At 42.1% G+C, this 25589-nt stretch carries 47 protein-coding genes and 1 pseudogene; 45 read left to right on the top strand and 3 right to left on the bottom strand.

The window, feature by feature from the left end; translation table 11 throughout:
* Positions 1–80 precede the first annotated feature (80 nt).
* From sdhC to MHB62_RS14600, 5 genes are all read left to right on the top strand, one after another.
* A complete protein-coding gene (gene sdhC, locus MHB62_RS14620) occupies positions 81–689 on the top strand; it encodes a succinate dehydrogenase cytochrome B558 (RefSeq protein WP_003222512.1) in 609 nt (202 codons plus the stop codon).
* 33 nt (positions 690–722) lie between these two features.
* Positions 723–2483: a succinate dehydrogenase flavoprotein subunit gene (sdhA, locus tag MHB62_RS14615; protein WP_003229567.1), complete on the top strand. Its 1761-nt coding sequence runs from the start codon at positions 723–725 to the stop codon at positions 2481–2483.
* Between the two features lie 2 nt (positions 2484–2485).
* On the top strand, positions 2486–3247 hold the full coding sequence (sdhB, locus tag MHB62_RS14610) for a succinate dehydrogenase iron-sulfur subunit (RefSeq protein WP_003229569.1): 762 nt from the start codon (positions 2486–2488) through the stop codon (positions 3245–3247).
* 60 nt (positions 3248–3307) lie between these two features.
* The gene (locus MHB62_RS14605) at positions 3308–3751 is read left to right on the top strand and encodes a thioesterase family protein (protein WP_003229571.1); all 444 of its coding nucleotides are present in this window, start codon (positions 3308–3310) and stop codon (positions 3749–3751) included.
* Between the two features lie 115 nt (positions 3752–3866).
* Positions 3867–4049 carry a LuxR C-terminal-related transcriptional regulator gene (locus MHB62_RS14600; protein WP_268419228.1) on the top strand — a complete coding sequence of 61 codons (183 nt, stop codon included), beginning with the start codon at positions 3867–3869 and terminating at the stop codon, positions 4047–4049.
* A gap of 11 nt (positions 4050–4060) precedes the next feature.
* Here MHB62_RS14600 and MHB62_RS14595 read toward each other — a convergent pair whose 3' ends face one another.
* From MHB62_RS14595 to MHB62_RS14585, 3 genes are all read right to left on the bottom strand, one after another.
* Complete coding sequence (locus MHB62_RS14595; RefSeq protein ID WP_032722320.1) at positions 4061–4537, bottom strand: ImmA/IrrE family metallo-endopeptidase; 477 nt, start codon at positions 4535–4537, stop codon at positions 4061–4063.
* Between the two features lie 138 nt (positions 4538–4675).
* Positions 4676–5713 carry a hypothetical protein gene (locus MHB62_RS14590; protein ID WP_032722319.1) on the bottom strand — a complete coding sequence of 346 codons (1038 nt, stop codon included), beginning with the start codon at positions 5711–5713 and terminating at the stop codon, positions 4676–4678.
* Positions 5714–5996: 283 nt separating this feature from the next.
* On the bottom strand, positions 5997–6386 hold the full coding sequence (locus tag MHB62_RS14585; protein WP_064670935.1) for a helix-turn-helix domain-containing protein: 390 nt from the start codon (positions 6384–6386) through the stop codon (positions 5997–5999).
* 191 nt (positions 6387–6577) lie between these two features.
* Between MHB62_RS14585 and MHB62_RS14580 the strand changes: the two genes are divergently transcribed.
* The 40 genes and pseudogenes from MHB62_RS14580 to MHB62_RS14385 all read left to right on the top strand — a co-directional run bounded on the left by MHB62_RS14580 (position 6578) and on the right by MHB62_RS14385 (position 25585).
* Entirely contained in the window at positions 6578–6805 is a 228-nt protein-coding gene (locus MHB62_RS14580) for a helix-turn-helix transcriptional regulator (RefSeq protein WP_064670936.1), read from the top strand.
* 53 nt (positions 6806–6858) lie between these two features.
* On the top strand, positions 6859–6996 hold the full coding sequence (locus MHB62_RS14575; protein ID WP_176465239.1) for a hypothetical protein: 138 nt from the start codon (positions 6859–6861) through the stop codon (positions 6994–6996).
* A gap of 46 nt (positions 6997–7042) precedes the next feature.
* A complete protein-coding gene (locus tag MHB62_RS14570) occupies positions 7043–7771 on the top strand; it encodes a Rha family transcriptional regulator (protein WP_041339346.1) in 729 nt (242 codons plus the stop codon).
* A gap of 56 nt (positions 7772–7827) precedes the next feature.
* Complete coding sequence (locus MHB62_RS14565; protein WP_095252455.1) at positions 7828–8397, top strand: helix-turn-helix transcriptional regulator; 570 nt, start codon at positions 7828–7830, stop codon at positions 8395–8397.
* Positions 8394–8651, top strand: coding sequence for a YqaH family protein (locus MHB62_RS14560; protein ID WP_095252454.1), 258 nt, complete (start codon positions 8394–8396; stop codon positions 8649–8651). Before MHB62_RS14565 ends, MHB62_RS14560 begins: the two co-directional genes overlap by 4 nt.
* A 129-nt stretch (positions 8652–8780) precedes the next feature.
* A complete protein-coding gene (locus MHB62_RS14555) occupies positions 8781–8981 on the top strand; it encodes a YqaI family protein (protein ID WP_095252453.1) in 201 nt (66 codons plus the stop codon).
* A gap of 102 nt (positions 8982–9083) precedes the next feature.
* On the top strand, positions 9084–9275 hold the full coding sequence (locus MHB62_RS14550) for a hypothetical protein (RefSeq protein WP_041339356.1): 192 nt from the start codon (positions 9084–9086) through the stop codon (positions 9273–9275).
* Complete coding sequence (locus MHB62_RS14545; protein ID WP_041850207.1) at positions 9272–10189, top strand: hypothetical protein; 918 nt, start codon at positions 9272–9274, stop codon at positions 10187–10189. Before MHB62_RS14550 ends, MHB62_RS14545 begins: the two co-directional genes overlap by 4 nt.
* Complete coding sequence (locus MHB62_RS14540; RefSeq protein WP_284674913.1) at positions 10149–10946, top strand: PD-(D/E)XK nuclease-like domain-containing protein; 798 nt, start codon at positions 10149–10151, stop codon at positions 10944–10946. Before MHB62_RS14545 ends, MHB62_RS14540 begins: the two co-directional genes overlap by 41 nt.
* A 195-nt stretch (positions 10947–11141) precedes the next feature.
* On the top strand, positions 11142–11834 hold the full coding sequence (locus MHB62_RS14535; RefSeq protein ID WP_041850208.1) for a DnaD domain protein: 693 nt from the start codon (positions 11142–11144) through the stop codon (positions 11832–11834).
* Positions 11719–12666, top strand: coding sequence for an ATP-binding protein (locus MHB62_RS14530; RefSeq protein WP_080332550.1), 948 nt, complete (start codon positions 11719–11721; stop codon positions 12664–12666). The genes MHB62_RS14535 and MHB62_RS14530 overlap by 116 nt, the downstream gene beginning before the upstream one ends.
* A complete protein-coding gene (locus MHB62_RS14525; protein WP_041850209.1) occupies positions 12663–12800 on the top strand; it encodes a hypothetical protein in 138 nt (45 codons plus the stop codon). The genes MHB62_RS14530 and MHB62_RS14525 overlap by 4 nt, the downstream gene beginning before the upstream one ends.
* 93 nt (positions 12801–12893) lie before the next feature.
* On the top strand, positions 12894–13316 hold the full coding sequence (locus tag MHB62_RS14520; protein ID WP_208555914.1) for a YopX family protein: 423 nt from the start codon (positions 12894–12896) through the stop codon (positions 13314–13316).
* Positions 13313–13612 (top strand): hypothetical protein, encoded by a 300-nt coding sequence (locus MHB62_RS14515; protein WP_208555913.1) that lies wholly within the window; start codon positions 13313–13315, stop codon positions 13610–13612. The genes MHB62_RS14520 and MHB62_RS14515 overlap by 4 nt, the downstream gene beginning before the upstream one ends.
* The gene (locus MHB62_RS14510) at positions 13599–14057 is read left to right on the top strand and encodes a DUF1064 domain-containing protein (protein ID WP_208555912.1); all 459 of its coding nucleotides are present in this window, start codon (positions 13599–13601) and stop codon (positions 14055–14057) included. The genes MHB62_RS14515 and MHB62_RS14510 overlap by 14 nt, the downstream gene beginning before the upstream one ends.
* 119 nt (positions 14058–14176) lie before the next feature.
* Entirely contained in the window at positions 14177–14344 is a 168-nt protein-coding gene (locus MHB62_RS14505) for a hypothetical protein (protein WP_017696655.1), read from the top strand.
* A gap of 86 nt (positions 14345–14430) precedes the next feature.
* Complete coding sequence (locus tag MHB62_RS14500) at positions 14431–14634, top strand: XtrA/YqaO family protein (protein WP_017696654.1); 204 nt, start codon at positions 14431–14433, stop codon at positions 14632–14634.
* A gap of 35 nt (positions 14635–14669) precedes the next feature.
* Positions 14670–14954 (top strand): hypothetical protein, encoded by a 285-nt coding sequence (locus MHB62_RS14495; RefSeq protein WP_017696653.1) that lies wholly within the window; start codon positions 14670–14672, stop codon positions 14952–14954.
* The gene (locus MHB62_RS14490; RefSeq protein ID WP_017696652.1) at positions 14951–15355 is read left to right on the top strand and encodes a hypothetical protein; all 405 of its coding nucleotides are present in this window, start codon (positions 14951–14953) and stop codon (positions 15353–15355) included. The genes MHB62_RS14495 and MHB62_RS14490 overlap by 4 nt, the downstream gene beginning before the upstream one ends.
* Entirely contained in the window at positions 15355–15603 is a 249-nt protein-coding gene (locus MHB62_RS14485) for a hypothetical protein (RefSeq protein WP_010330964.1), read from the top strand. The genes MHB62_RS14490 and MHB62_RS14485 overlap by 1 nt, the downstream gene beginning before the upstream one ends.
* 125 nt (positions 15604–15728) lie before the next feature.
* Positions 15729–15860 (top strand): hypothetical protein, encoded by a 132-nt coding sequence (locus MHB62_RS14480; RefSeq protein WP_017696651.1) that lies wholly within the window; start codon positions 15729–15731, stop codon positions 15858–15860.
* Positions 15857–15932 (top strand): annotated as a pseudogene (locus MHB62_RS14475) (hypothetical protein); the annotation flags it as partial. The gene MHB62_RS14480 and the pseudogene MHB62_RS14475, both read left to right, overlap by 4 nt.
* A complete protein-coding gene (locus MHB62_RS14470) occupies positions 15917–16306 on the top strand; it encodes a hypothetical protein (RefSeq protein ID WP_396020690.1) in 390 nt (129 codons plus the stop codon). The pseudogene MHB62_RS14475 and the gene MHB62_RS14470, both read left to right, overlap by 16 nt.
* Positions 16303–16692, top strand: coding sequence for a YopX family protein (locus MHB62_RS14465; protein ID WP_208555910.1), 390 nt, complete (start codon positions 16303–16305; stop codon positions 16690–16692). Before MHB62_RS14470 ends, MHB62_RS14465 begins: the two co-directional genes overlap by 4 nt.
* Entirely contained in the window at positions 16685–16876 is a 192-nt protein-coding gene (locus tag MHB62_RS14460; RefSeq protein ID WP_017696649.1) for a hypothetical protein, read from the top strand. The genes MHB62_RS14465 and MHB62_RS14460 overlap by 8 nt, the downstream gene beginning before the upstream one ends.
* Complete coding sequence (locus MHB62_RS14455) at positions 16873–17124, top strand: hypothetical protein (RefSeq protein WP_041057153.1); 252 nt, start codon at positions 16873–16875, stop codon at positions 17122–17124. The genes MHB62_RS14460 and MHB62_RS14455 overlap by 4 nt, the downstream gene beginning before the upstream one ends.
* A gap of 2 nt (positions 17125–17126) precedes the next feature.
* Positions 17127–17309: a hypothetical protein gene (locus tag MHB62_RS14450; RefSeq protein WP_017696647.1), complete on the top strand. Its 183-nt coding sequence runs from the start codon at positions 17127–17129 to the stop codon at positions 17307–17309.
* Positions 17309–17515, top strand: coding sequence for a hypothetical protein (locus tag MHB62_RS14445; RefSeq protein ID WP_017696646.1), 207 nt, complete (start codon positions 17309–17311; stop codon positions 17513–17515). The genes MHB62_RS14450 and MHB62_RS14445 overlap by 1 nt, the downstream gene beginning before the upstream one ends.
* Before the next feature lie 98 nt (positions 17516–17613).
* Positions 17614–17742 (top strand): hypothetical protein, encoded by a 129-nt coding sequence (locus tag MHB62_RS14440; protein WP_015715375.1) that lies wholly within the window; start codon positions 17614–17616, stop codon positions 17740–17742.
* A gap of 13 nt (positions 17743–17755) precedes the next feature.
* The gene (locus tag MHB62_RS14435) at positions 17756–18271 is read left to right on the top strand and encodes a sigma-70 family RNA polymerase sigma factor (RefSeq protein ID WP_208555908.1); all 516 of its coding nucleotides are present in this window, start codon (positions 17756–17758) and stop codon (positions 18269–18271) included.
* 126 nt (positions 18272–18397) lie between these two features.
* Entirely contained in the window at positions 18398–18547 is a 150-nt protein-coding gene (locus MHB62_RS14430; protein WP_208555907.1) for a hypothetical protein, read from the top strand.
* 255 nt (positions 18548–18802) lie between these two features.
* Positions 18803–19015, top strand: coding sequence for a transcriptional regulator (locus tag MHB62_RS14425; protein WP_044445062.1), 213 nt, complete (start codon positions 18803–18805; stop codon positions 19013–19015).
* Positions 19016–19157: 142 nt separating this feature from the next.
* Positions 19158–20015, top strand: coding sequence for a hypothetical protein (locus MHB62_RS14420; protein ID WP_269767378.1), 858 nt, complete (start codon positions 19158–19160; stop codon positions 20013–20015).
* 167 nt (positions 20016–20182) lie between these two features.
* On the top strand, positions 20183–20917 hold the full coding sequence (gene terS, locus MHB62_RS14415) for a phage terminase small subunit (RefSeq protein WP_208555904.1): 735 nt from the start codon (positions 20183–20185) through the stop codon (positions 20915–20917).
* On the top strand, positions 20910–22148 hold the full coding sequence (locus MHB62_RS14410) for a PBSX family phage terminase large subunit (protein WP_208555903.1): 1239 nt from the start codon (positions 20910–20912) through the stop codon (positions 22146–22148). The genes terS and MHB62_RS14410 overlap by 8 nt, the downstream gene beginning before the upstream one ends.
* A gap of 11 nt (positions 22149–22159) precedes the next feature.
* Positions 22160–23569, top strand: coding sequence for a phage portal protein (locus MHB62_RS14405; RefSeq protein ID WP_172480873.1), 1410 nt, complete (start codon positions 22160–22162; stop codon positions 23567–23569).
* Positions 23556–23795, top strand: a complete 240-nt coding sequence (locus MHB62_RS14400) for a hypothetical protein (protein WP_032722291.1) — start codon at positions 23556–23558, stop codon at positions 23793–23795. Before MHB62_RS14405 ends, MHB62_RS14400 begins: the two co-directional genes overlap by 14 nt.
* A gap of 97 nt (positions 23796–23892) precedes the next feature.
* On the top strand, positions 23893–24474 hold the full coding sequence (locus MHB62_RS14395) for a DUF4355 domain-containing protein (protein WP_172480875.1): 582 nt from the start codon (positions 23893–23895) through the stop codon (positions 24472–24474).
* Positions 24475–24485: 11 nt separating this feature from the next.
* Positions 24486–25427: a phage major capsid protein gene (locus MHB62_RS14390; RefSeq protein WP_017696635.1), complete on the top strand. Its 942-nt coding sequence runs from the start codon at positions 24486–24488 to the stop codon at positions 25425–25427.
* Positions 25427–25585, top strand: coding sequence for a hypothetical protein (locus MHB62_RS14385; protein WP_017696634.1), 159 nt, complete (start codon positions 25427–25429; stop codon positions 25583–25585). Before MHB62_RS14390 ends, MHB62_RS14385 begins: the two co-directional genes overlap by 1 nt.
* Positions 25586–25589 lie beyond the last annotated feature (4 nt).

The following is a 25589-nucleotide window of genomic DNA, read 5'->3' as shown; positions in this document are numbered from 1 at the left end:
CTTAATAAAGTGCTTACAATTGAAAGAAGTGGGGGAAGAGATTTAGCACATTTCGCACTTATCAAACAGGGGGTAAAGTAATGTCTGGGAACAGAGAGTTTTATTTTCGAAGATTGCATTCCTTGCTTGGCGTCATACCGGTCGGCATCTTTCTTATTCAGCATTTAGTCGTCAACCAGTTTGCCGCAAGGGGCGCTGAAGCATTCAATAGCGCTGCTCATTTTATGGATAGTCTGCCTTTCAGGTATGCCTTGGAAATTTTTATTATCTTCTTACCATTAATTTATCATGCAGTTTATGGTGTGTACATAGCGTTTACTGCGAAAAATAACGCAGGTCAATACAGCTACATGAGAAACTGGCTATTCGTCCTGCAGCGTGTAACCGGTATCATCACCCTCATTTTCGTCAGCTGGCACGTGTGGGAAACCCGCATTGCCGCACAAATGGGCGCTGAGGTCAATTTCGACATGATGGCGAATATTTTGAGCTCTCCGGCTATGCTTGGTTTTTACATTGTCGGTGTTTTATCAACAATTTTCCACTTCTCGAACGGTTTATGGTCTTTCGCTGTTACATGGGGCATCACGGTAACGCCTCGTTCTCAAAGAATTTCGACATACGTTACGCTGATTATTTTTGTTGCACTGTCATACGTAGGCTTAAAAGCGATTTTCGCATTTGTTTAAGAGTACTAGATTACTAGAGGGAGAGGGGCTATCATGAGTCAATCAAGCATTATCGTAGTCGGCGGGGGTCTTGCCGGCCTCATGGCGACAATTAAAGCAGCGGAATCAGGAATGGCGGTTAAGTTGTTTTCCATCGTTCCTGTCAAACGTTCTCATTCGGTTTGTGCGCAAGGCGGCATAAACGGAGCGGTCAATACAAAAGGGGAAGGTGACTCTCCGTGGGAACATTTTGATGACACGGTATACGGGGGAGACTTTCTTGCCAACCAGCCGCCGGTCAAGGCGATGTGTGAAGCGGCGCCTTCAATCATCCACTTATTAGACCGGATGGGCGTCATGTTTAACCGGACGCCTGAAGGCCTGCTTGATTTCCGCCGATTCGGGGGTACACAGCACCACAGAACTGCTTATGCTGGTGCGACGACGGGACAGCAGCTGCTTTACGCACTGGACGAGCAAGTGCGCAGATACGAAGTTGCGGGTCTGGTCACAAAATACGAAGGCTGGGAATTCCTTGGCGCTGTTTTAGATGATGACAGAACCTGCCGTGGAATTGTTGCACAAAACCTGACAAACATGCAAATTGAATCCTTCCGTTCAGACGCTGTCATTATGGCGACGGGCGGACCGGGAATCATCTTTGGAAAATCAACGAACTCCATGATTAATACAGGATCTGCTGCATCAATCGTTTATCAGCAGGGAGCGTATTATGCAAACGGAGAATTCATTCAAATCCACCCGACAGCCATACCGGGCGATGACAAATTAAGACTGATGAGTGAATCAGCGCGTGGTGAAGGCGGGCGCGTGTGGACATATAAAGACGGCAAACCATGGTATTTCCTGGAGGAAAAATATCCGGCATACGGAAACCTGGTGCCGCGTGATATTGCGACACGCGAAATATTTGATGTGTGTGTGAACCAGAAGCTCGGCATTAACGGTGAAAACATGGTATATCTCGATCTGTCTCATAAAGATCCGAAAGAGCTTGATATTAAGCTTGGCGGCATCATTGAGATTTATGAGAAATTCATGGGAGACGACCCGCGTAAGCTCCCAATGAAAATCTTCCCGGCGGTCCATTATTCTATGGGCGGTTTATGGGTAGATTACGATCAAATGACAAACATCCCTGGACTGTTTGCGGCTGGGGAATGTGATTATTCTATGCACGGCGGCAACCGCTTGGGAGCGAACTCCCTGCTGTCTGCGATTTACGGAGGTATGGTGGCCGGTCCGAATGCGGTGAAATATGTAAACGGCTTAGAATCTTCAGCGGAAGACATGTCTTCATCTTTATTCGACGCTCACGTTAAGAAAGAAGAAGAAAAATGGGCTGATATTATGAGTATGGACGGAACCGAAAATGCCTATGTTCTTCACAAAGAGCTCGGTGAGTGGATGACGGCGAACGTAACGGTTGTCCGCCATAATGACAAGCTTTTGAAAACGGATGACAAAATTCAGGAGTTAATGGAGCGCTTCAAAAAGATCAACATCAATGATACGACAAAATGGAGCAACCAGGGAGCGATGTTCACACGCCAGTTCTCAAACATGCTTCAGCTTGCTAGGGTGATTACCCTTGGCGCATACAACCGTAATGAAAGCCGAGGCGCCCATTATAAACCGGATTATCCTGAACGTAATGATGATGAATGGCTCAAAACAACAATGGCTAAACATGTAAGCCCGTATGAAGCGCCGGAATTTGAGTATCAGGATGTCGATGTATCACTGATAACGCCTCGGAAACGGGATTACTCGAAGAAGAAGGTGGCGAAATAATCATGAGTGAACAAAAAACCATACGATTTATTATCACACGTCAAGATACAGCCGACAGCACGCCTTACGATGAAGAATTTGAGATTCCATACCGCCCGAATCTGAACGTCATTTCCGCTCTGATGGAAATCCGCCGGAATCCGGTTAATGTCAAAGGTGAGAAGACAACCCCTGTCACATGGGATATGAACTGTCTTGAGGAAGTATGCGGCGCATGTTCAATGGTCATAAACGGAAAACCCCGCCAGTCTTGCACGGCGCTTATCGACCAGCTTGAACAGCCGATCCGTTTAAAACCAATGAAAACATTCCCAGTTGTTCGTGATTTGCAGGTTGATCGCAGCAGAATGTTTGATTCATTGAAAAAAGTAAAAGCGTGGATACCGATTGACGGTACGTACGATTTAGGACCGGGGCCGAGAATGCCGGAAAAACGCCGTCAATGGGCATATGAATTATCAAAATGCATGACATGCGGCGTCTGCCTCGAAGCTTGCCCGAATGTGAACAGCAAATCGAAGTTCATGGGGCCTGCACCGATGTCGCAAGTCCGCCTGTTTAACGCGCATCCGACAGGCGCCATGAATAAATCTGAACGATTAGAAGCATTAATGGATGAAGGCGGCCTTGCAGATTGCGGCAACTCGCAAAACTGTGTTCAATCCTGTCCGAAGGGGATTCCGCTTACCACTTCGATTGCAGCCTTGAATAGAGATACAAACTTACAAGCGTTCCGCAATTTCTTCGGAAGCGACAGAGTATAAGAAGAAAAAACCTCTTCCGCATGGGAGAGGTTTTTTTAAACAATAAGGAGATGAAAAAAGATGAAGCTTCCCGCTTATATTGATATGCCGTTTCAAGAATGGAAAACATCCTTTTCTTTTGTTAATGAGGTATCCGTAAGATTTTCCGAGACAGACATGTTTGGGCATATGAATAATGTAACCCCTTTTATATATTTTGAGGAGGCGCGGATTTCTTATTTTAAAAAGCTGAATATGATGAGTGAAAACAAACAGACCATGACAGTCGTGGCAAGCCAGCAATGCGATTATTTGCGCCAAGTCATGCCTTATGAAGAATTGCGCATCTATGTGAAAATAAGCGCAGTCGGCAGTTCATCTCTTACCTTGCACTATCTCGGAGAGAACCTCGAAGGCGAACCCTGCTTCACCGGGGCAGTCGTGATGGTTCAAGTCTCAAAGGAAAGCGGCAAGGCTGTCAGCTGGACGGATGAGGAGAAAGAAACGCTTCTTCATACACGATAAACTAATTATCTTGTAAACGTCACCTCCTGCGCCCTTCTTACATATGATATCTCGACTATATCAAAACCCATTCGTTTCTGATTCGCTCTCACCTTAGCAAGGAGGGTTACAATACTTGAAGGAGAAAGAATTTCAATCGAAGCCGCTGCTAACGAAAAGAGAAAGAGAAGTGTTCGAATTGCTCGTTCAAGATAAGACAACAAAGGAGATTGCAAGCGAGCTATTTATCAGTGAGAAAACCGTTCGAAACCATATTTCAAATGAGATGCATACCGGTCGCAAACTAAGAGCCCTTTAGAGGCTCTTTTTTTATATGATGAGTCGTTTTTTATTGAAGTACATATTGATGCGGGTCATCGCAAATGACTCTGGAACCTTGAAGGCATCGGCAATGACTTGAACTGCGTCGTATAGATTACGGGGGATGTCCATTGCTCGGAGCATGAAAGTAGGTATACAAAAGTGATAAGCAAAATAATTGGCCTGGTACTCTAAATAACGTTTCCACGAAGCGGGCATGATCTTATCATCGTTCATGTGTCTAAAATCATGGCAAACCTCATGAGCAAAATCCAGCCACTGTTCCTGTCGTGTCTTTCGTGAATCTAAAGAAATTGTATACATGCCGTTGAATCGCAGAGCAAAACTCGTTTCCGGATTGTAAACAATTAAGATGTCCAAGGCCTGAGCAATCCTATCAAAATTAATCTCATGTGGCTTTGTAATATTGATCTCCCTGTAAAGCTGTTCAATCCAATCTTCTAAATGGCTGTTAGTGTATCTCAAAGATGAAACCTCCCTTAAATAACCAAAGATGTGACTTTTATCATGAGCTTTATTGTATCTTATCACCTATTTTGTCGAAGGTGAACAAACATATGTTCCTTTTTTAGCGAAAAGAAAAGCCCCCTTTAGGGGCTCAATTTAATTTGAATCTTTTTTCTTAGCTTCTTCAAAACTCAAGATATCAAAATCTAGTCTTTTCTCGCTTCCTAAATCATCATAGGTTTTTGCATCACTTGGAGGAGAAATAATCATTTTCAAACTAGTGATATCTTTTGAATTATCTTTAAGTATCCACCATGCCTGGCCTTCTTTTTTAACTTTTCCTAAGAAGTCTCCGCCTACTTCACCCATTAATCCCATTTCAGATTCAAGCTGTTCTCCTGTATTTGTAACAATAACAGCTTGGTTAGGGTCAAACGTTACGTCCTTAGAAGAAGTGTTTTCGGCCTTCATATCGACAACAATAGCCCGAACCTTATCTTGATCATTAAAATAAAGTGATTTTGCATCATCATCTGGTTGAATTTCGAGAACGTCGACACTGTTAATATAAAGCTTCATGCTGCCCATCGTAACAGGTTTTATAGGAGTGTCTTTACCGTCAATTCCGACTTCGTCGTTATATCCAACGCCGATATCTTTAACGTGGCCCAGTCCTTCAATATCACCTTCGCCAGTTTTTTCAAACTGTTCTTTTAGTGCAGCATCTTGTTTAGCTTGCTCTTTTTCTTTATCAATTTTATCGACGTAAACGGCTTTCACTTTAGGAAGGGCACTTCCTTCAGCTCTGCCTTCATATGTACCATAAATTTTAACCGTATCGTTTAGTTTGAACTTATCAGCGCTTTTATTGCTTACTGTGTAAACTTCAGATCCATCGCTATTTTTACTTACAGTAAACTCAACATTTTTAGAAACTGTATCCCCATCATCATTGACGTTATCGGCATAAGTAACATCGCCTTCAATGACAATTTTTGTCCCTTTCTTAATGCCTGCGCTATTTACTTTTTCATAGGCATATGATTTTGCATCTTTTTTAAACTGGTCTTCAGCACTAAGTGAGCTTGTCTTGCTTGAAGAAGATTTTTCATTACTACTTGAAGAGTCAGAACTACATGCAGCTAAAGAAAAACTAAGAGTCAATGCTCCAATACCTAATAACCATTTTTTCAATTGTAATTTCCCCTTTTATAATGAAGTGCAATCTCTTTCTTTGTATCGTCTAAATAAAGGATTTTTTTACTTTTTCTCTCTAAAATCTGAGTGAAAAACCCTGAATGTTTTACCTCAAAATTTGCGGTTGAATGCAGAAATAACCTCACGGATCACCTCAAAAATTGAGGTTGAAATGGTTTCAACTGAATAGTTTACCTCAAATTTTGAGGCGAAGTGTTCAGCATTAATTAAACTAAACTAAACAATAATAATAAATAAAGATAAAGAGATCCTTATGTAACTATTTTTTGTTTCCGTTTTTTATATCTCCGGGTTGTCTACCTGATTTTAATTGCTCAGCAATAATTCTTTGAGCTGCCTCTAAAATTGAAGCTGTTATCTTTCCATCAGCAGCAGCTACCAGAGTATCAGGATCTTCAAGAATCTTTCTTGCTTGTTCGTTGAAGATTTCATTTTTCATATTCTCTGGCTCATCTCTTAGTAGGTAATCTATAGTCACTCCATAATAATCAGCTATCTTTATTAGAGTAGCGTGGTCCGGTTCGCGTTTCCCTTGTTCATAAGCACCGTAAGTGGAGCGTGCTATACCTAAAGCTTTAGCCACATCTTCTTGCTTCACATGAGGCCCTTGCTTTTTCCTCAATTCGACTAGCCTATGTTTAATCGCCATAATATCACCTACTAACTTTTAAAGGTAAATTCTAAATTCATTATAACTCTACATTTTGTGGAATTAAACGACATGCCACGAAATGAAGAAAATATTACGTGTTTTTTAATAAAAAGGTTTGACATTCTACATATCGTGGTTTAATATGTAGTCATAAGCCACGATATGTAGAACGAAAGGAGGCATCCTAATTGAAATACTGGCTCAGAAAAAAACGTGAAGATGCCAATTTAACGCAAGAACAACTTGCCATCAAAGTTGGCATTGCAAGATCAACTTATGGTGCCATTGAGACTGGCGAAAGGAATGTCAGACCTCATGTCGCAAAAAAGATCGCAAACATTTTAGATTTTGATTGGACTCTTTTTTTTGAAGAAGAATGCCACGAAATGAAGAATGGGGATCTTGAATCTGCTTAATTTCTTGGTTAGTCCAACCGTCCAACACGAATACACTGACGTGAGGTGATCACATGGCGAAACAAACTAAGAAAAAAACAAACATCAAGATGGGCAAAGAATATTACGGAACGATGGACAGAGAAGAGTGTTTCCGTAAAGCTCTTGAGCCGTACTTCACTTCTAAAAAAGAATTAAGGCTTCACGCTTAATTATCTGCTTCACCTTTTTTTGGTGGACAAGCAAGGAGGTAACAGCATGAATCAAATTGTTTTTATTGAAGGCAACCAAGCCGTAACAGACAGCCTAACAGTGGCTGAGGTATTCGGAAAACGACACGCCGATGTAATAAAAAGCATTGAAACACTGAATTGCTCTAAAGATTTTACTGAACGAAATTTTTCGTTGAGTGAATATGAAGATCCAACAGGACGATCATTGAAAAAATATCTGATCAAACGTGATGGACTCGCATTTTTGGTTTTTGGTTATACGGGTGCAAAAGCAGCAGTGTTCAAAGAAAAATACATTGCTGAATTTAACCGGATGGAAGCCGAGCTTCAAAAAATGACTCAACCGTCCTACATGATCGAAGATCCAGTCAGCCGGGCAAAGCGATGGATCAGCGAGCAGGAAGAACGGCAGCAACTTGAACAAGCATTGAAGATTCAGGAACCATTGGTCAACTTTGCACAGAGTTGCATGGCGGCCGAAAAATCATTGCTTGTGAGAGAACTGGCAAAGCTTGCTTCGAAAAACGGCATCATGATTGGTGAAAAGCGACTGTTTCAGAAGCTGCGCGAATGGAAGATGATCATGGCCAACAAGAATGAGCCATACCAGGAATACATCGAGCGAGGTTTCTTTGAGATCGCACAGGGGGTGCGCCAAGTAAACGGGACGCCGAAATCCTGGCTGACAATGCGCATCACTCCGAAGGGACAAGCCTTCATCATCAATAAGCTGAAAAAACAGCAAGCCAGCTAGTTCCTTCATTACTTAAATTTTACCAAATAATTCCCCGTGAAACAGGAGGCGAACATATGTCGAACAACCCGTATAAACTCGATAATTTACCAAAAATTATGAGAGAGGTTAGAAAGACAATGGGATTTACTCAATTTCAATTAGGGCAGTTACTTGGCGGCAAAGATCAACGGTATGTATCAGACGTTGAAAATGGCCTGACCACACTAACGCCTGAACTTTGCATCAAATGGTTTGAGATATGCGGCGCTTATGAGCACATTGACCTTGTACATTACTTGTTCCGGCTTCATCCGAAGGCAACAGCCCCAGTCGATCCGGCGTTGAACGTCAGCCCCAGTAAAGCCCTGATCAATTTTATGAAACAGACAAAGGAATCCCTTGAGGCTGCTGAAAATATCGCGCTCTGGTTGGCGAATGAACGCCCCGGCCGTATTGAGGCGCTACCGATGGCGGATCTTAAAGAGATTCTTGACCTTGGTCCAGCTGTAGACACTCTCTTTTATGCTTTATCTCGAAGTCATGGTCTGAAAATGCAGGAGCTTGCAGACAAATGGACGCGAAAAGCGTTAATGGATCAGGTTGCTATGTCAAAACAAGAGGAAAGGAAGGCAATGCTCGTATGAAACTCAACCAATTTTTGAAGTCAGATGAAGAAGTCGTAAAACGGAAATCAGATTCAGTTGAAAGTTTGGCTGAACTATTACTGGACTCTTTGGAAGAAGGCGACTACGAGGAAGCTTTAGATATCCTTGGCAGTATCAAAGCAAACATTGAGGATCTTAAACGGATTTCAAATAAGGGACGCTTATATGATGCAGCGATAAGGCTGAAACAGCGTGGGATTGATTTATCAGTGGTACGCAGGAGCTTAGGATGATGGTTCACTTTGTTCATAAACCAGCGACAGCGTTGGAGGTCCGAGCGTGGTGTGAAAGAATCCGAAATCATAGCGAACTGCACTTGATTTGGGATGAACGTACAGCAAATTACAGAAAGGAGAATATGAATGATCGAAAATCCAATGATCCTAAACAATTGGCACGACAAGCTGACTGAGCCAGAAACACCAAAGGATTTTTTCGGGGATGAAGTAACGCCTTTCGACGATTACGTGATAGATAGCACTGAGGGTGAGGTCATCTTGAGGGAAAACCTTGAGCGGTACCTAAAGGAGCATCTTGGTTTTGAATTTAAAAATGAGCAATAAAAAAGCCCACTCTGGCAAGTGGACTTAATTAAAGGCTATCTGAAAACTCATATAACTATATTCTACCAGATAGCCTCAAGAAAATCAATGGAGGTTTTATATATGGCTAAAGCAGTAAAAGTGGCATTCAGCGAGCGCGCGGAGGATCAGCAACGTTTAAGACAGGTCGGCGGTTCAATTGTATTCGCCAAAAATGGTAAAGCACAGTTTAGTTTCCCTTCAATGGATCACTATCGGGAATGGCAGCGGCTTGGAACAGAAGCATACAAAAGAAAGGTGGCAGAAGCACAATGAATGGATTATCACAGGTAGATTACTCAGATTACATGCCGGCCCCTCAGCAGGCATCCAGTGTGACTACAGAAGCCATGGTAAGCCGACAGGCGCAAGAAGTACAGGCTGCTATGGTAATTGCAAAGAAATTTCCGCGGGACGTATATGCGGCGTTTGATCGAATCAAAAAAGCATGCGAACGAAGATTGTTAGCTGAGAATGCGGTGTATGAATATCCCCGCGGTGGGACAAAGGTATCTGGTCCGTCAATCCGATTGGCTGAGGCATTGGCGCAGAATTGGGGCAACATTGATTACGGAATTATGGAGCTTGAGCAGAAAGCCGGAGAATCATCTGTCATGGCGTATGCTTGGGACCTCGAAACGAATACACGACAAACCAAAATATTCACTGTGAAGCATGAGAGAAAGGCAAAAGGTACAGTGACAAAGCTCAATGATGCAAGGGATATTTACGAAATGGTTGCCAATCAAGGAGCCCGTCGACTCCGTTCCTGCATACTTGGAGTGATTCCTGGCGATATCGTTGATGCTGCAGTTGATATGTGCCAGAAAACGTTAATAAACGGACATAAAGAACCATTGGAAGATCGGCTCAGAAATGCATTATCAACATTCAAGAAAGAATTTGGGATCACTAAAGAAATGATTGAGGAATACGTCGGAAGTAACGTTGATGCCTTTACAGAACAAGACTTTTTAAAGATTGGCCGCATTTATACATCTTTACGTGATGGTATGGCGAAGAAAGAAGATTACTTCAATACCAAGACGACAGGCCCAACTAAATCAAAGGCTGAGGAAGAATTCAAAAAGCAAAAAGAACAAGCTGACAAGCCTACTGATAGTAAAGAAAAGGCGGGTGATCCTGCTAATGCGGATACCGGCGCTAAACAAGGAGAACTATTATTCTAACGAGATTGATAGATACTACATGTCAAACTCTCAATATAAAAGCTTTCTTCAATGTGAGGCAGCAACAATGGCAAAGATAAACGGAGAATGGACGCCCCCAACATCGGAGGCCCTTCTCTTCGGTCAATACGTTCATGCCTGGCTTGAAGGTGAACAGGCTTTTGATGAATTCAAGATGAATACACCTTCGCTATTTACTCAAAAAGGTCAGCTGTACAAGCAGTATCAGTTAGCTGATCTGATGATTGAGGCAATTCAACAAGACGATCTCTGTATGTTCGTTCTTCAAGGTGACAAGGAAGTCATCGTAACTGCTGAATTGTTCGGTGTTCCGTGGAAAGGAAAGCTGGACGTATACAACCCAGCTGGCGGCCGTTTCTCCGATCTAAAAACTGCACGGTCTTTACGGGAGAAAGTTTGGGACCCCGAAATTGGATATTGTTCTTTTGTTGAGGCTTATGGCTATATCGCGCAAATGGCACTATATGCAGAGCTTGAAAGAAGAATGACAGGGCGAAATGAGTGGCTTGAGCCTCTGATAGTAGGAGTCTCTAAGGAAGATCCGCCCGATAAAGCTGTAATCAATATTGACGAGGCCAGAATGGAAGTTGAGCTTGAGGACATTGAGAAACGAATTGAACGTATTATTCAGGTTAAACACGGTGGAGAAAAGCCAAGACGATGCGAAAAATGCAAGTATTGTCGAGCAACCAATCAACTCAACAGCATCATACATTTTTCGGAGCTGGTTAGTTGATGGAAAGGACAGTGATCAAAGTTCCTATCCCTCATTGTTATGTCTGGCTTGTAAAGACGGTCCGACGAGATATGCGAAAAGACTTGTACACCCGATATGTTACTGACTATCTCAAGAGAAATGAACCTACTTTGAGATTAGTTGAAATAGACTTCAAAGCTTTGACAGCACTGTGCGAAAGGAAGTAGGTGAGCCATGAACTACCTGAAAGAAATGAACGGCTTCATGAATTGGTTAGAAACGAATCCGTTGTCTGCTACAACTCAAGCATTATGGTTTCATCTTTTGCACATCAACAACAAGGCAGGGTGGCGAGAGTGGTTCACCACTTCAAATACCACTCTGCAAGCAAAGATTGAGATTTCCGAAAATACGTTGATCAAACACCGAAAGATGCTGATTGATCTTAAAAGAATTGAATATAAGCCGCAGGGGAGAAAGGCAGGGCAATACAGGCTGATCTCATTTGAAACGCCTGTAACGGAGCAGGAACCATCTGAAAAGCCAGTTCCCGAACCGGCACCACAAGAAACGCAGGAGGTTGATCCAAAAATGAAAAACGCTTTTGAGCTATTCGAAAATAAGGTCGCTCGTTCTATCGGCTCCATTGAGGCGCAAAGAATCGGCTACATGGTGGATGATTACGGCGAAGAGAAGGTCATGGAAGCAATGAAGCAGGCTTTCAGAAATAAAGGCAGCAACGTTGGCCTGAACTACATTGAGGCGATCCTGTCAAACCCGTTCAGCCAAAAGAGAAAGGAGAAACAACAATATGGCAATAAACAAAGCAGTCAGCATAGACACAGCGTTCCAAGCAATGATGAAGGGTCTTCAAGCAAAATCGCGTTCCTGGGAAACAGAACAGGCCGGATCAGAAGAAAAGGTTGAGTATGAGTGTTCCGAGTGCAAGGATCGCGGCGTTGTGATCTATCGGGTTCACAAAGATACTGAGCTGCGGCTGAGAAAAGAACACAAGCCATTGGACAGCCTATCACTTGATGAAATGGTTCTTGAAGATGATTACCTTGCAGGAAAGGTTTGCACGCCGGATAAGGCTCGGGAATGGAAAACGACGTATTCCAAACAATGTGAGTGTGTGAAACAAAAGAAAATAGCGAAGCTCATGGCAGCCAGCGGCATTACAGAAAAGTTCGAAAAACTGCTGTTCGGCAACTTCAAATTAAACGGTAAGCCCCAAATGATCAAAGATGCCTATGAATGTGCGGTCGAATACTTCAAAGACTTTGAAAAGATCAAGGGAGAGCGTGCCAATAGCATTGCTCTGCTGGGACAGCCGGGCAGCGGTAAAACCCATCTGTTAACGGCCATCATGAACAATCTCATTAATAAGAAATCAACTCACTGCCTGTACTTCCCTTACGTTGAGGGCATGAGTGATCTGAAAAATGACTTTGACCAGCTGGAAACAAAGCTGGACGCCATGCGGAAAGTGGATGTGTTGTTCATTGATGACTTATTCAAGCCAGTAAGCGGGAAGCCCCGGGCAACTGAATGGCAAGTCGAACAAATCCAGTCAGTTGTGAATTATCGCTACCTGAACCATAAGCCTCTGCTGATCTCTTCTGAGCTCACAACGGACGAACTACTTGACGTTGACGAGGCGCTGGGCTCTCGGATTCACCAGATGTGCAAGTATTACACAGTGATCATTCAGGGCAACCGGATGGAATTAAACCATAGATTGGGTGATTGGGATTGAAGGAGAAAACGAACGGAATCAGCGGCATTTACATGTTCGGGCCTGCTGAACAAAAGGGCGGCAAGGACCTCACACCGGCTATCCGGGTGCTTGAGGAAAAGATTAGACAAATGGAGCTGATGCGCAGTGCTTAAAGCGGTGATCCTGCTGCCGGCCATCATACTAACGGCGCCAGCAAAAGAAAAGCTGATTCAGCAATGGGAAGAGAATGACGGGAGGTAAGGAAAATGAGAGAAATCAAGTTTCGGGCTTGGAATAAGGAAAAGTCAATTATGGTTTACGAGGACGAGGACAATAGCTCCGCGTATTGGGACGGCGTTTGTTTATCTGACATTGAAATGATCAATGCGAGATTGAAATATAGCAGCACATATATCTGGATGCAATACACCGGATTGAAGGACAGAAACGGGCGGGAGATTTACGAAGGGGATATTTTGCAAATTAGCAATAAAGAAAACAAAGATTATCACATGGAAGTCTTATGGACGGGTCAAGGGTTTGGTTACAAGATCATAAGAAATGAAACAAAACGTTCTGGATATATTGTTGGTCATCATTCAGAAAGAGGGTTGAATTTTTACAACGGGGCGTCAGAAGTTATCGGCAACATTTATGAAGATTCTCAGCTTTTGGAGGCGGCAGAATGAAAGTTTTAGAGAATCAGACGCTTTATCAGTGTGAACATTGTGGAAAACGGCTGATGACAAAGCACGGAGCAAGGCTTCACGAAAGAGAATATTGCCCAGTTGTCAAAGAGGAAGAACAGAAAAAACGTCAGGAATCCTGTGAGCATAAGCACATGGAAATGAGTTACTGCACTATGCCGGGAGAAGGTCATTTGCAAATACCTGACTATGAATGTTGTATTGACTGCGGCATGTCAGAAATGGAGATTGCGCAGCAAAAAAACAAGCTTCAGGAGGCATCGCATGCCAGCAAATAAGTACGGCGCCAGGAAAACACAGGTGGACGGCATAACGTTCGACAGCCGGGCCGAAGCCAAATACTATGAGCAACTGAAATGGCTCAAGGTGAGCAAGCAGATCAAAGATTTTAAGCTGCAACCACGGTTCCTGCTGCAAGAGGCATTCAAAAAGAACGGCAAAACTTTTCGGAAGATTGAATATATTGCAGACTTTGAGGTTCATAACTTGGACGGCAGCATCGAGATCATTGACATCAAAGGCGTGGAAACAAAGGAATTTGCCATCAAACGCAAGTTGTATGAGCGGCATTATGAAACGCCACTCAAGGTGCTGGCTCTGGATAAGTCACTTGGCTTCATCGAGCTGGACGAGCTGAAAAAACTCAAAAGAAAGGCGGGAAAGTCCACTGTTAAACGTGGTAATCGCAGACGATCGGCCGTTGTGGGTACAGGAAGAAGATAAGCTCATGGCCTGTATGACACGTTGCTCTCAGTTTAAGGCATGCGCCAGCCGAATGGGTTCTGATTGCAAGAAGCTCGGCGGCACGGAAATACCCAAAATCAATTCAGGAGGGAAATACCATGGAACAGCAAAGCATCAATCCTTACCTGCCAGGACCGGTTGAAGAATGGAAGATGACGCCGGAACAGCTGGCTGAATACTTGAAAAAACATCCGATCGTTTACCGGGAGGAATTGAAACCATCGCCAACATTCACAATGGCCGGATGGAAACCGGATCACTATTAAACACAAAAAAGCACCGAAGCGTATGCCCCGATGCTCTGATATGAACTGGTACTTCTATCATAGCACATGCACAGGGGGCGCGCTAGGTGAACAAACCACAGGAAATTAATTTAAGCAAAGATATAACAATCCAACAGGCAATCGAGCCGGGCAAAATACAGATTCTTATTTTAGATGGGAACGAGGGCACTGCACATGTCCTTGAAACCCCAGAACACGGAGAAACAATCATTCAAACAATTAAGGGCGGTCTGTCTCGTTTAGATTATAGGATCGGCCACAAATTCTAATAGCAGGGGCTTTCCCCTGCGGGGGAGGAACGGACATGAAAGAGAGAATTGAACGTTTAAAAAAACTGACATACATTCCACAGAAGGAAATTGCTTGGCTTATTGAGCAAGCTGAACTGGCTGTTAAGCAGCGGGAAATCATCGCGGAAAACAAACGCCAGGAGGAAGTAACGGTTCATCAGTTCCGGCAGGCTCAAAAGGACATTCAGCATCTAAGCGGCGATAGGAAGCGATACAAACAGGCATTGGAGAAGATCATTACTAATCTCAATTTTGCGATAACAGTTGCCCAAAATGAATTGGAGGGTGATGTGAAATGAAAATTACAGTAGACAAAAAAGTGAAGAAGTTCTATTTAGCCTTTAGTAATACACGTAAGCCAGAGGATAGCAAATGGAAGCCGGCGGTTGGCCATGAGATTCAAGTTGGAAAATATCGTTTCTGCGCTATTCCATCGTTTGATCATATTAACGTATCAGAGGTAACAACCGGACTACAAGTTCTTAAAATTCCGATGACCTCTAAAATCTATCAGATGACAATCGACAAAGAGGACACGTTGAAATTTTTCGAGAGCGTTGGTAAGGATTTAATCAAAATCATCAATAAGCACAGTACGGCTGTTTTTGATAAATGTCTCATGGAGCAAAGAAAGCACATGTTCAGCAGGCTTGGCGAAATGCCACCGGTTGAGGTTTATGACATGGAGGAGGATGCATAATGATCCCTTTACAAGTTGAGCTTCAGCGGGCAGTCAAAGCCACGAAGGACGAAGCGATGACAGTTGAGCAAGCGGCGGAATATTTGAAAGTGCATCCAGATTACATACCGGTGCTTGTGGCGAAGTCAGACGATCTGAAAATGATCGGTGATGAAACAATCATTGCAAAACGTGATAAGACAAATGGCTGGCTCATTGGGGCGATGGTTTTGGTTTTATTCTTTGCAATTGCAGTCGGCTGGGAATAGGGGGATGACATCATGATCGAATACAGCTGCCCTGAATGTGGTCACAACGAATTAGATATAAAAATCCGCCCAGATGCACGCTGCCCGAAATGCGGCTGCAGCATGGGCGTTGAGGAGGAAATAGCGTGAATGAAATCGATTATAACGATTGGAAAGCTATGATCAAAAAGCTGAACGAGGGTCAGCCGAGTGTTTTGGATTTGGTTAATGATCAAATTGAGTCCTATGAAAAGGAAAAGGAGAACGAAAACAAATGAACACAGCATACAGAGTTTGGGATGGAGAGCAGATGCATTATTGGGATGATCCGGGTATGAGTTTAGAGATTATAGGGACTCATTGGTTTTTACGGCATATGGACAGCAAAGGTCACAAAAATCTCATTGCAGAAAGTCACGAAGAAGGAACGGCTCTCATGTGGGGCACAGGGATAAGATTACCCGGTCAATTAATTGATCCGGAAAAATGTATTTACGCACCCGGAAAAATGATTTATGAAAGTGATCTGATACTTAGATTCGACTATAATCCCGATGTTTACATGAAAGATAAGTTCATCGGAGAAGTGAAAATGATTGAGGGGTCATGGTGCGTCGTTAATGACAAGGAGGAAATATCCGTCTTGTTATTTTCTGAAACTGCTGAGGACGCATTGTTAGGGAATATTCATGAAAACGTTACTGAGAAGGAGGGCGCACAATGAACACAGCATACAGAGTTTGGGACGGCGAGCAGATGCATTATTGGGATGATGAAGGGATAAGTTTGGGAATTATCGGTACTCAGTGGGTTTTGTGGCGTAATGATAGATATGGTTTCCAGAATTGCATTACAGGAAGTCATGAAGAAGGATCGGTATTAATGTGGGGAACAGGGTTGAAGGATAAGAACGAAAAAATGATTTATGAATACGACATCGACATGATAGATAATGAACCGATGATCGTTGTTTATATAGATGGTCGGTTCGGATTGAAATACCCCGAAAATCACACTTATTTTGATGATTGTATAGCTTGGGATGAATGCGACATCAGAGGCGATGTTTATCAAAATCCTGAGTTATTGGAGGTCGCGGAGAATGTATAAAAAAGCTGTGACGTCAGTCAAAGCCGGAACCCTAAAAGAAGCGTGTGAAAGGATACAAGCGGCGCATGATCTAGGATTCGTGGTAGAGGTTTTTCAATTTGAGAAGGCGAAACCGGATGGGGTTTTCACCCCTAACTTGTTTATGATTGATCTGTTTCTACCTGTGAAGGAGGGCGCGGAGTGAGAGAAATAAGAAAATGTTATATAAAGGTAGGGGAACATGCTTACGTCACAGGTAGCGATCTTGAGTATTTCACCGATGACATTATTGTCCATGATGCGGAAGTTTCCTTTAATCGCAACTCAATCATATCGGTACCGATGGACTTGGAGTTTTTCACACGAATAGAAGCAGAAGCGATAAAAGATTTTCTTGTAGGACGAGGGTTTACGGAAGTGGATATTATTAAGGTGGGTGACGATGGAGAATGAAAATGAAGGTATCGTTATCGCCTGAAGAAGTGAAACAAATAATCAAAAGCCATTTAGAAAAGAAATTCGGAAACGTTGGCAATGTAACGTTAGAAGTCAAACGAGAGTTGAGAGGGCATTATACAAACGAACATTATGAAACTATTTTCAAAGGTGCCAAATGCGAAGTGGAGGCTGCGGAGTGATGGGGAATAAGTTTTCAGATATTGAAATGCAGATGATGTTTGATGAAATGAAAAAAATCATGCCATTGCAAATGCAAATGGTTAGTGAGACTTCAAAATTAATATCATTGTACTATGTGGAATATAAAAAGAATCCAAATATTGAGCCTGTGGACGTGGTGCCACTTGCAGTAAAATCAGCATTGAACCAAATGGGATTCAATTAAAACTAAATAAGTCCAAGATGGAAAGCCTGCGGACACTGAACTTACAGCATAAGCGCTGTTTGTTTGGTGTCCGTTTTTTATTTGAGCGGAGGGATGACATGAAACAGGAAAAGAAAAAGCCTAATAAAAACGCGCAGGAGCGTTCTGAACGGTTTTGGCGGCAAATGATGGGGCAAGACAGGCAAACACTCAGAAGAGGCAAAGGCGGCGCTTTTAAGCGTAAATAAGAGGAGGATAAACATGCAGGATTTAATCATTGAATACAAAAGAGCGTTAAAAGAAGCGAGAAAGATGTACCGGGCATTCTCGGAAACACCAGAAATTGAAATGACAGCCGAACAAAAGAACGATAAGAAGATTATTGGCAGCATGATCAGCGATATTGAATTCACTCTCGAATGGCTGCAGAACGGGAGACAACCAGGAGCACACCGGGGAGCTGACAGAAGGGACGTTTATCAAAGAACGATTCTTGCTGATCCTCGTATCATTGATGCAATGCCAGAAGAATATGCGATCAATCAGGAGCCAGAAGGAGAGGTAAGCGATTGGGACAAAGAAAGAATTGCTGATGCCCTTTCTGTCCTTACTGAAAGAGAGAAGGACATTTTCATCATGCATACTGTACAAAACATGTCTTTCGAAGAGATCGCCCAGCTGCTGAAAATAAAAAAAGGAACGGTTCAAAAGAATATTGAACGTTCCCGATTGAAAATGAAAAATAGAGCAGAACACAGCCTATTCTGTTTAGCATGAATAGGTTGTTTTTTTGTCTAAAAACAATATTTTTTGGTAAAAAACCTAAATTTTATCTTTATTTATATTGACGGTGGTAAATATAATTGATATAATTAAAGTATCGAAAGGAGGTGTTGAAAGAGCATGGAAATGGTTGAGCTTATCCTTCGGGACTTGGCTTGGCTGGTTGCAATCCTTACAGGAATCACAACCATGATCAAGAATATCAAGGAAATGAAGGAAAGCAAAAACAAAAAACGACGTTCTCCCTCCAAGAAGAAACGTCGCACATAAGCACAGAGGGGATTATTCCCCTCGCCTTATTATAACATTTTACTGTTACAGTATAACAGTAAAATTCCATGCTCAATCATATGAAAAAATTAGTAGACGCGTCAACGGTAATATTCTTTGTTCTGTTCGTGACAGTGTTTGCAAACTTTGATTATGATCATCTTGGTACTTTGGATATCATTACAATGGTTTTGGCTCTTAGTTGGTTGGTAATCACTATTATAAATATCATCCTAAAATGGAGGAACACGCGGAATGACTAAGTTTGTTTTTGAAAGTATTGACGAGCTGAGAGAGTTCATGGACAAAGAAGTCATAACGACATCTGAAGCCATTGAGATTATCGGATGCAGCCGGCAGAACCTCAAGCAGCTGGTTGATTACAAAACATTGATTCCGATTAAAACAACAAATAGGGATCGTCTATTTTTGAGAAAAGACATTGAAGGCTATAAAAAGAAACGTTGATTGCACCCGCAGCTAAAGGGTGCTTTTTTTGTCTTACGACTGCCACCTATTTATGAAGGGTGCTTTCGTTCGACAAATTTTGCAAATTGTTCCCTTGTCACACTCCTTATCCGATAATGATGTTAAAGGGAGGTTGTGAATATTGACCAAATATAATGAGTTTGAAGAAACTGCAAAAGAAATGGATACTCTAGCTCTATCGGGTTTTTTTGGTGAAGATGTCCGTGAGTTAACCGCAAAACGGGACGAGATGGATATAAACGAATATTTATATCAGACCGTGAAACTTTGGATCGATGATAAAAAATCATATGGCAAGGATAATGTAAAAAGGTATATCGGTATTTTCTTAACTTTTTTTGGTGAAGCTTCTAAAATTGATGCGCAAGAAACAGTAGATATACTCAGTGTTTTTTATCACGGTACTAAAGATAATCCGGGTCTAGAATCATATTCTTCTTACAATGAATTTGCAATTTTATTCACTGACACAAAAAATAAACTAGACCAATTTAAAAATAATAATCTTAGTTATGTAGAAAAAAAAGGACTTGCTTCTGATATTGTGAATGTATATTCAAAAGGAATAGAGATGATTGGTAAGATTTTAACATACTGCATTGCCTTATATAAATTTTCTCAAAACAAAAAATACAATCTATATCAAATTCATAAAATGACTCTGCATAAAAAAATTGAAGAAGTTGAAGGGCATAGACATCTTAAAAGCATCACAACTATAATTAATCGATTTGTCAGAAACTCAGATGCGCATTTGAGTATAGTATTCAAACCTGACTTAAATAAGTTTGTATACAAAAAAACTTCAAACGGAAAGGTGGAAACAGAGTTTATTAACATTGATGAAGTTATTCTTCAATTATTCCCATCAGTTGGATGGGTAACAAAAGCATTTATATTTTCTAACAATCTTTTAGTGCTATTCCATAATGATAAAGCGAAATTTGATCAACTTGCAAAGGAAATAGATGCGATTTAATAAAGAAAAGCCTCCTTCGGGATGCTTTTTTTATATTCTCTGTAAACTGCTTCCGGTAAGTCTCAGGATAGACAATTGGCGGTTAACGGCTTGAGCACGGCGGTGGTTTAGAGGGAATATTTTTTCCAAAACAAACACGAATCAGAAGGGGGCGGCGGTGAATGTAGATGCCCGAAAAGCACATTCAGGCGTATAAGGATTACGTCAAAGGCATGAAATACAAGGACCTTGCCGAAAAGTATGGGGTGTCGGTGAACACCATCAAATCGTGGAAACAGCGGCATGGTTGGGAAAGAAAAAAGGGTGCACCCATTTCAAAAAGTGTGCACACAAAAAAAGGTGGACAGCCCGGCAACAAAAACGCAATAGGAAACAAAGGCGGTGCGGCTCCGGCGGGCAATCAAAACGCTGTGACTCACGGCTTTTTCTCTAAATTCCTGCCAGAAGAAACACTTGAGATCATGGAAGAGATTCAAGAGCGTTCGCCTGCTGACATGATATGGGATCAAATTCAGATTCAATATGCAGCCATTATCCGGGCGCAGCGCATTATGTTCGTGCAGGATAAAGATGATCTTGCGAAAGAGCTGAAAAAGGCGAAATACGTTTATCAACCTCAAGAGGACGAAGATGGCAACGAGTATTTTGAAAAGTCTATTGCTGAAGAAGAGCTTGAAATACAATTTGCTTGGGATCGTCATGCTACATTCCTGAATGCCCAATCACGGGCAATGGGAGAGCTAAGAGGCTTGATTAAACAGTTTGACCAGCTGGCTCACGAAGCAGACGAGCGGCGCCTTAAATTGGAGCAGATGCGCTTGAATATCGAGAAAACAAGAGCAGTTGTTAAAAATGGTGGCGCTGATATAAAAGTTGAGATTGTGAATGATTTAGATGATTAATACTGTTCGCGTGAGTTTAAAAGAGATTGTGGGCGGCGGCTATAAAACCTTCTGGAATTATGAAGGGCGTTATCGAGTGGTAAAGGGCGGCCGTGGTTCTAAAAAATCCACCACAACTGCACTGAACATTATTTACCGCATGATGCAATTCCCTCAAGCAAATACGCTTGTTGTGAGGAAAGTCTTCAAAGATCACAAAGATTCAACGTATGCGCAGCTTAAATGGGCTATTAGACGCCTTAAAGTTGAACACCTATGGGAATGGACTAAAAGCCCGTTAGAGATTCGATACAAGCCGACAGGACAGAAGATTTTGTTCCGTGGTCTAGATGATCCAATGAGTGTAACTTCAATCACAGTTGATGTAGGATTTCTCTGCTGGGCTTGGTTTGAGGAAGCATATCAGATATTAAACGAAGACGATTTTAACAAAGTTGATATGAGTATTCGGGGTGAATTGCCACCCGGATATTTTAAACAAATTACGCTGTCATTTAACCCGTGGAATGAAAAACACTGGTTGAAGCGGCGTTTTTTTGATGTCCAAGATAACAATATTCTGGCTCTCACTACGAATTACAAATGCAACGAATTTCTAGGTGATGATGACAGGCAGCTATTTGACTGGATGAAAAAGAACAATCTACGGCGTTATAAAATTGAAGGTTTGGGCGAATGGGGTATTGCGGAAGGTGCCATCTTTACTAACTGGCGTGAATTTGCCTTTGATCGTTTTGAAATAGCCAAGCGTGAAGGGGTCAAATCGGCTTTCGGTTTGGACTTTGGATTTACAACAGATCCTTCTGCCCTGGCTTGTTCGTTGGTGGATATTAAAAACCGTGAACTTTATATTTTCGATGAAATGTATAAGCCCGGGCTCTTAAATAACGAGATAGCAGAAACCATCACTGATATGGGTTACAGAAAAGAATTGATCATCGCTGATTCAGCCGAACAAAAAAGTATAGCAGAGCTCCGTAAATACGGCCTAAAGAAAATCAAGCCAGCTGAGAAGGGGCCTGACAGTATTAAAGCAGGCATCCAGTTCCTGCAGCAGTTCACCATCTTTATTCATCCGAAATGTTCGAATGCTGCAATGGAATTTAGTAACTATGTGTGGGACAAAAACAAAGACGGCAAGCTTATCAATAAGCCTATCGATGAATATAACCATTTCATTGATGCGCTCCGTTATAGCATGGAGCCAATCAAAAAGCGTGTGCGATTGTAGGAGGTGAAAACATGAACAAGTTTTTAAATTATCTTCGAAATAATGAGATAGACGGTCCAATCATTGAACAGATTATTGAAGAGCATAAGCCGATCAAAGATAAAGCCATAGCTCAGTATGAACGATATATGGCTAGTGTTGCCGGTGTGCCGATCTTACAGCGTGAGGCAGCTCAATTCGAGGATTTTGAAACAGGAAAGGTTCGGCGTATTGACCATCTGGTAAACAATCGCCTGAATAATGCTTTTGATGCTGAGATAGTGGATACAAAGGTTGGGTATATGTTCGGCCATCCGATCTCATACGAGACGGAGAAAGACGGGGAAAACAAAAATACGGCCTTGGCAGAGCAAATCAATAACTTTAACACCATAAATAACATTGCTGATGCTGATAGCGAATGGGGTAAGAAAGCAGCTATTTGTGGATATGGTGCTAGACTTGTGTATATCGCTCCTGACGGCTTGGTAAGAATTGCGAATGTAAATCCATGGGAAGTTGTCATTATTGCTGAGAATGACATCACAGAGCCTTCTTTCGCACTTAGATATTATAAGGTATTTGATTGGGTTAATAATCAAAGCATAGAGCGTGAAAAAGCCACTTTTTACGATGACAAGATGGCCTATTTTTTTGAAAAACAAAAAGGTGGCTGGACTTTATTAGAGAAGAAGCTCCACTTGTTTGATTATTGTCCTTTATTCGGGTTGCCTAACAATGATGAACAGATGGGCGACGTGGAAAAGGTAATTAAACTTATAGATGCATACGATCGCACACTTTCAGATGCATCAAACGAGATTGAACAGCTACGGCTAGCTTATTTGATTTTAAAGGGCGCTGGTATGGATGATGAAGACATCCAAGAACTGAAAAAGACCGGTGTGCTTGAAATGTTTGGGAAAGATGATGATGCCAAATTCCTGACAAAAGACATTAATGACACCATGATCGAAAACCATCTCAACAGGCTTGAAGAAAACATTCTTCGTTTTGCAAAGTCGGTCAATTTCTCTGATGAATCATTCGGCGGGAATGTGACAGGCGTTGCAATGAAATACAAGCTGATGGCCCTTGAAAATAAGTGCATCACGATGGAGAGGAAAACGACTGCTGCCCTTCGGTATCAGTACAAATTGCTTTGCTCAGCATGGGCGAAAAAAGGTCTTGTGTCAGCAGGTGATTATTTAAAGGTATGGTTCTCATTCAAGCGCAATCTGCCGTCAAATCTCTTGGAAGAGGCTCAGACATCCGGACAACTTAAAGGCCAGGTAAGCGAAGAGACACGCCTTTCAACACTCTCTATTGTCGATGATGTGCAATACGAGATTGAGAGAATGAAAGCTGAACAAGATGCTTATGATTTTGAGGATGAAAAGGACAATGATGACATTCGAGGTGTAAGTAATGACGTTCTTTGAAGTTGAGTACACGAGTGATGATTATTATGACTGTTATCCCCATAAGGTAGGAATCTACCCTACATTCGAAAAAGCTATGGAGAAAGCAATTGCGTTGTCAAATGGAGAGAATCCGCCTGCTGAAATAGATATATGGCAATGGGAATTAGCGAAAAATGAATACAATACAACGAGAAACTGGCATAAGAATCGACATGATGATGACTTCAAAGAGGTTGCAAAGTGATCATCTGTATTTGTCCTGAGCATGACTTTAAAAAGGCTTATTTTTCATGCACTCATAACAGGCGCGCACTGTAGAGGGCGAAGGAGGAAGAAACGTAATGCCAACTTTAGAAGAAGTGAAAAAATTTCTCGAAGAAAATAAAGACAATGAAGAAGTAAAAGCATTTGTAGGAGAACTTTCGGCCGTATCAGCAGATAAGGTGAAAGGGTTCCTTGAGACAGAAGAGGGAAAACGATTCATTCAGCCACGGCTGGACTCTTACTTCACAAAAGGTCTTGATACATGGAAGTCAAACAATCTTGAAAGTCTGATTGAAGAGGAGTTGCAAAAACGTAACCCTAGCAAGACACCAGAACAGATTGAATTGGAGAAATTAAGAAGCGAGATTGAACGAGAAAGAGCAGCACGTAATCGTGAAGCGCTAGTCAATAAAGCCTTGAATGTAGCTGATGAAAAGCAGTTGCCTAAAGGAGTTATTGACTATTTTATTGGCGAAGACGAGGAAACAACGCTTGCCAATCTCAGTAAGTTTGAAGAGACATTCAATGCAGCAGTTCAGAATGCCGTAGATATCAAGTTTAAAGAGAGCGGCACTAACTTCGAAAAAGGTGATCCAACACCAGCTGGCGGGGCGGTTGATATTGGGGCACTCGCTAACCAAGCAAATATCAGAAAATAAGGAGGGCTATTATGCCAACATTTAATCCCAAAACAGTATTACTACAAGATGCAGTAACTGGGAAAATCCCAGAAGAACAAGCAGAAATTGTGTTGAAAGAATTTATGCAGACATCTGCAATCACACAGCTTGCTAAATATGAACCGATGACAAAACCGGTAAAGACATTCACGTACTTAGCAGAAGGACCTGGCGCTTACTGGGTTGGTGAAGGTGAACGCATTCAAACAAGCAGCGCCAAATGGCTCACAGCAAAAATGACATCGAAGAAACTTGCGGTTATCATTCCAGTTTCAAAAGAATTCTTACGCTACACAGTTGCTGACTTCTTTACTCAAATGCAATCAGCTATTAGAGAAGCTTTTGCAATCAAGTTTGACCAAGCCGCACTGTTTGGGGTGGGATCGCCTTTTGAGACAGGTGTATCAATCATGGAAAGAGTCAACAAGTCCGGCCAAAAGATCACATCTGGTACTGGCGCGGGTTCAGGGGCAACTGTTTATGACGATCTCGCTGCAGTAATGGCGCTTGTAGAAGATGCAGACAAAGATCCTGATGCATTTACAACTATTAGACGTTTCCGTCAAAAGTTACGCGCTGCAAAAGATAATAACGGGCTGCCACTATTTAACCAAGTGACAGCAGATGCAACACCTCAAGCTCTTGGGTTGCCTATTGGGTTTGTTGACAGCAAATCATGGGATAAAACAAAAGCTGACCTTATTACAGGGGCTTGGGACTATGCGCGTTATGGTATTCTTCAGGACATTGAATATACCATTTCTCAGGATGCAACGTTGACAACAACTGTAGATGAAGCCGGCGAACCTCTAAACTTATTCGAGCGTGACATGTTCGCACTTCGAGCAACTATGGAAGTCGGATTCACTACTCTTGCAGAGGATGCCTTTGCAGCTTTAGTCCCTGCTGTTGATGGAGGTGCCACTGCCTAATGGTTAGGATCAAAAAAGGAAGAGACTCTTTGGAAGTGACTGAACGTGCTTTCGAGGTAGTTTATAAGGGGCTTGGCTATAAGCTGGACAAGGGCACAAGTAAAAAAGAAGCCGAGGACACACAAGAGTCTAACGCCAAAGAAACAGCCGAAGAGTAGGAGG

Origin of the sequence: Bacillus sp. FSL K6-0255, assembly GCF_045040725.1 — a bacterium.
Lineage (GTDB): Bacteria > Bacillota > Bacilli > Bacillales > Bacillaceae > Bacillus > Bacillus subtilis.
The sequence above is the reverse complement of the archived record's forward strand: the minus strand, read 5'-3'. Positions and strand labels throughout refer to the sequence as shown.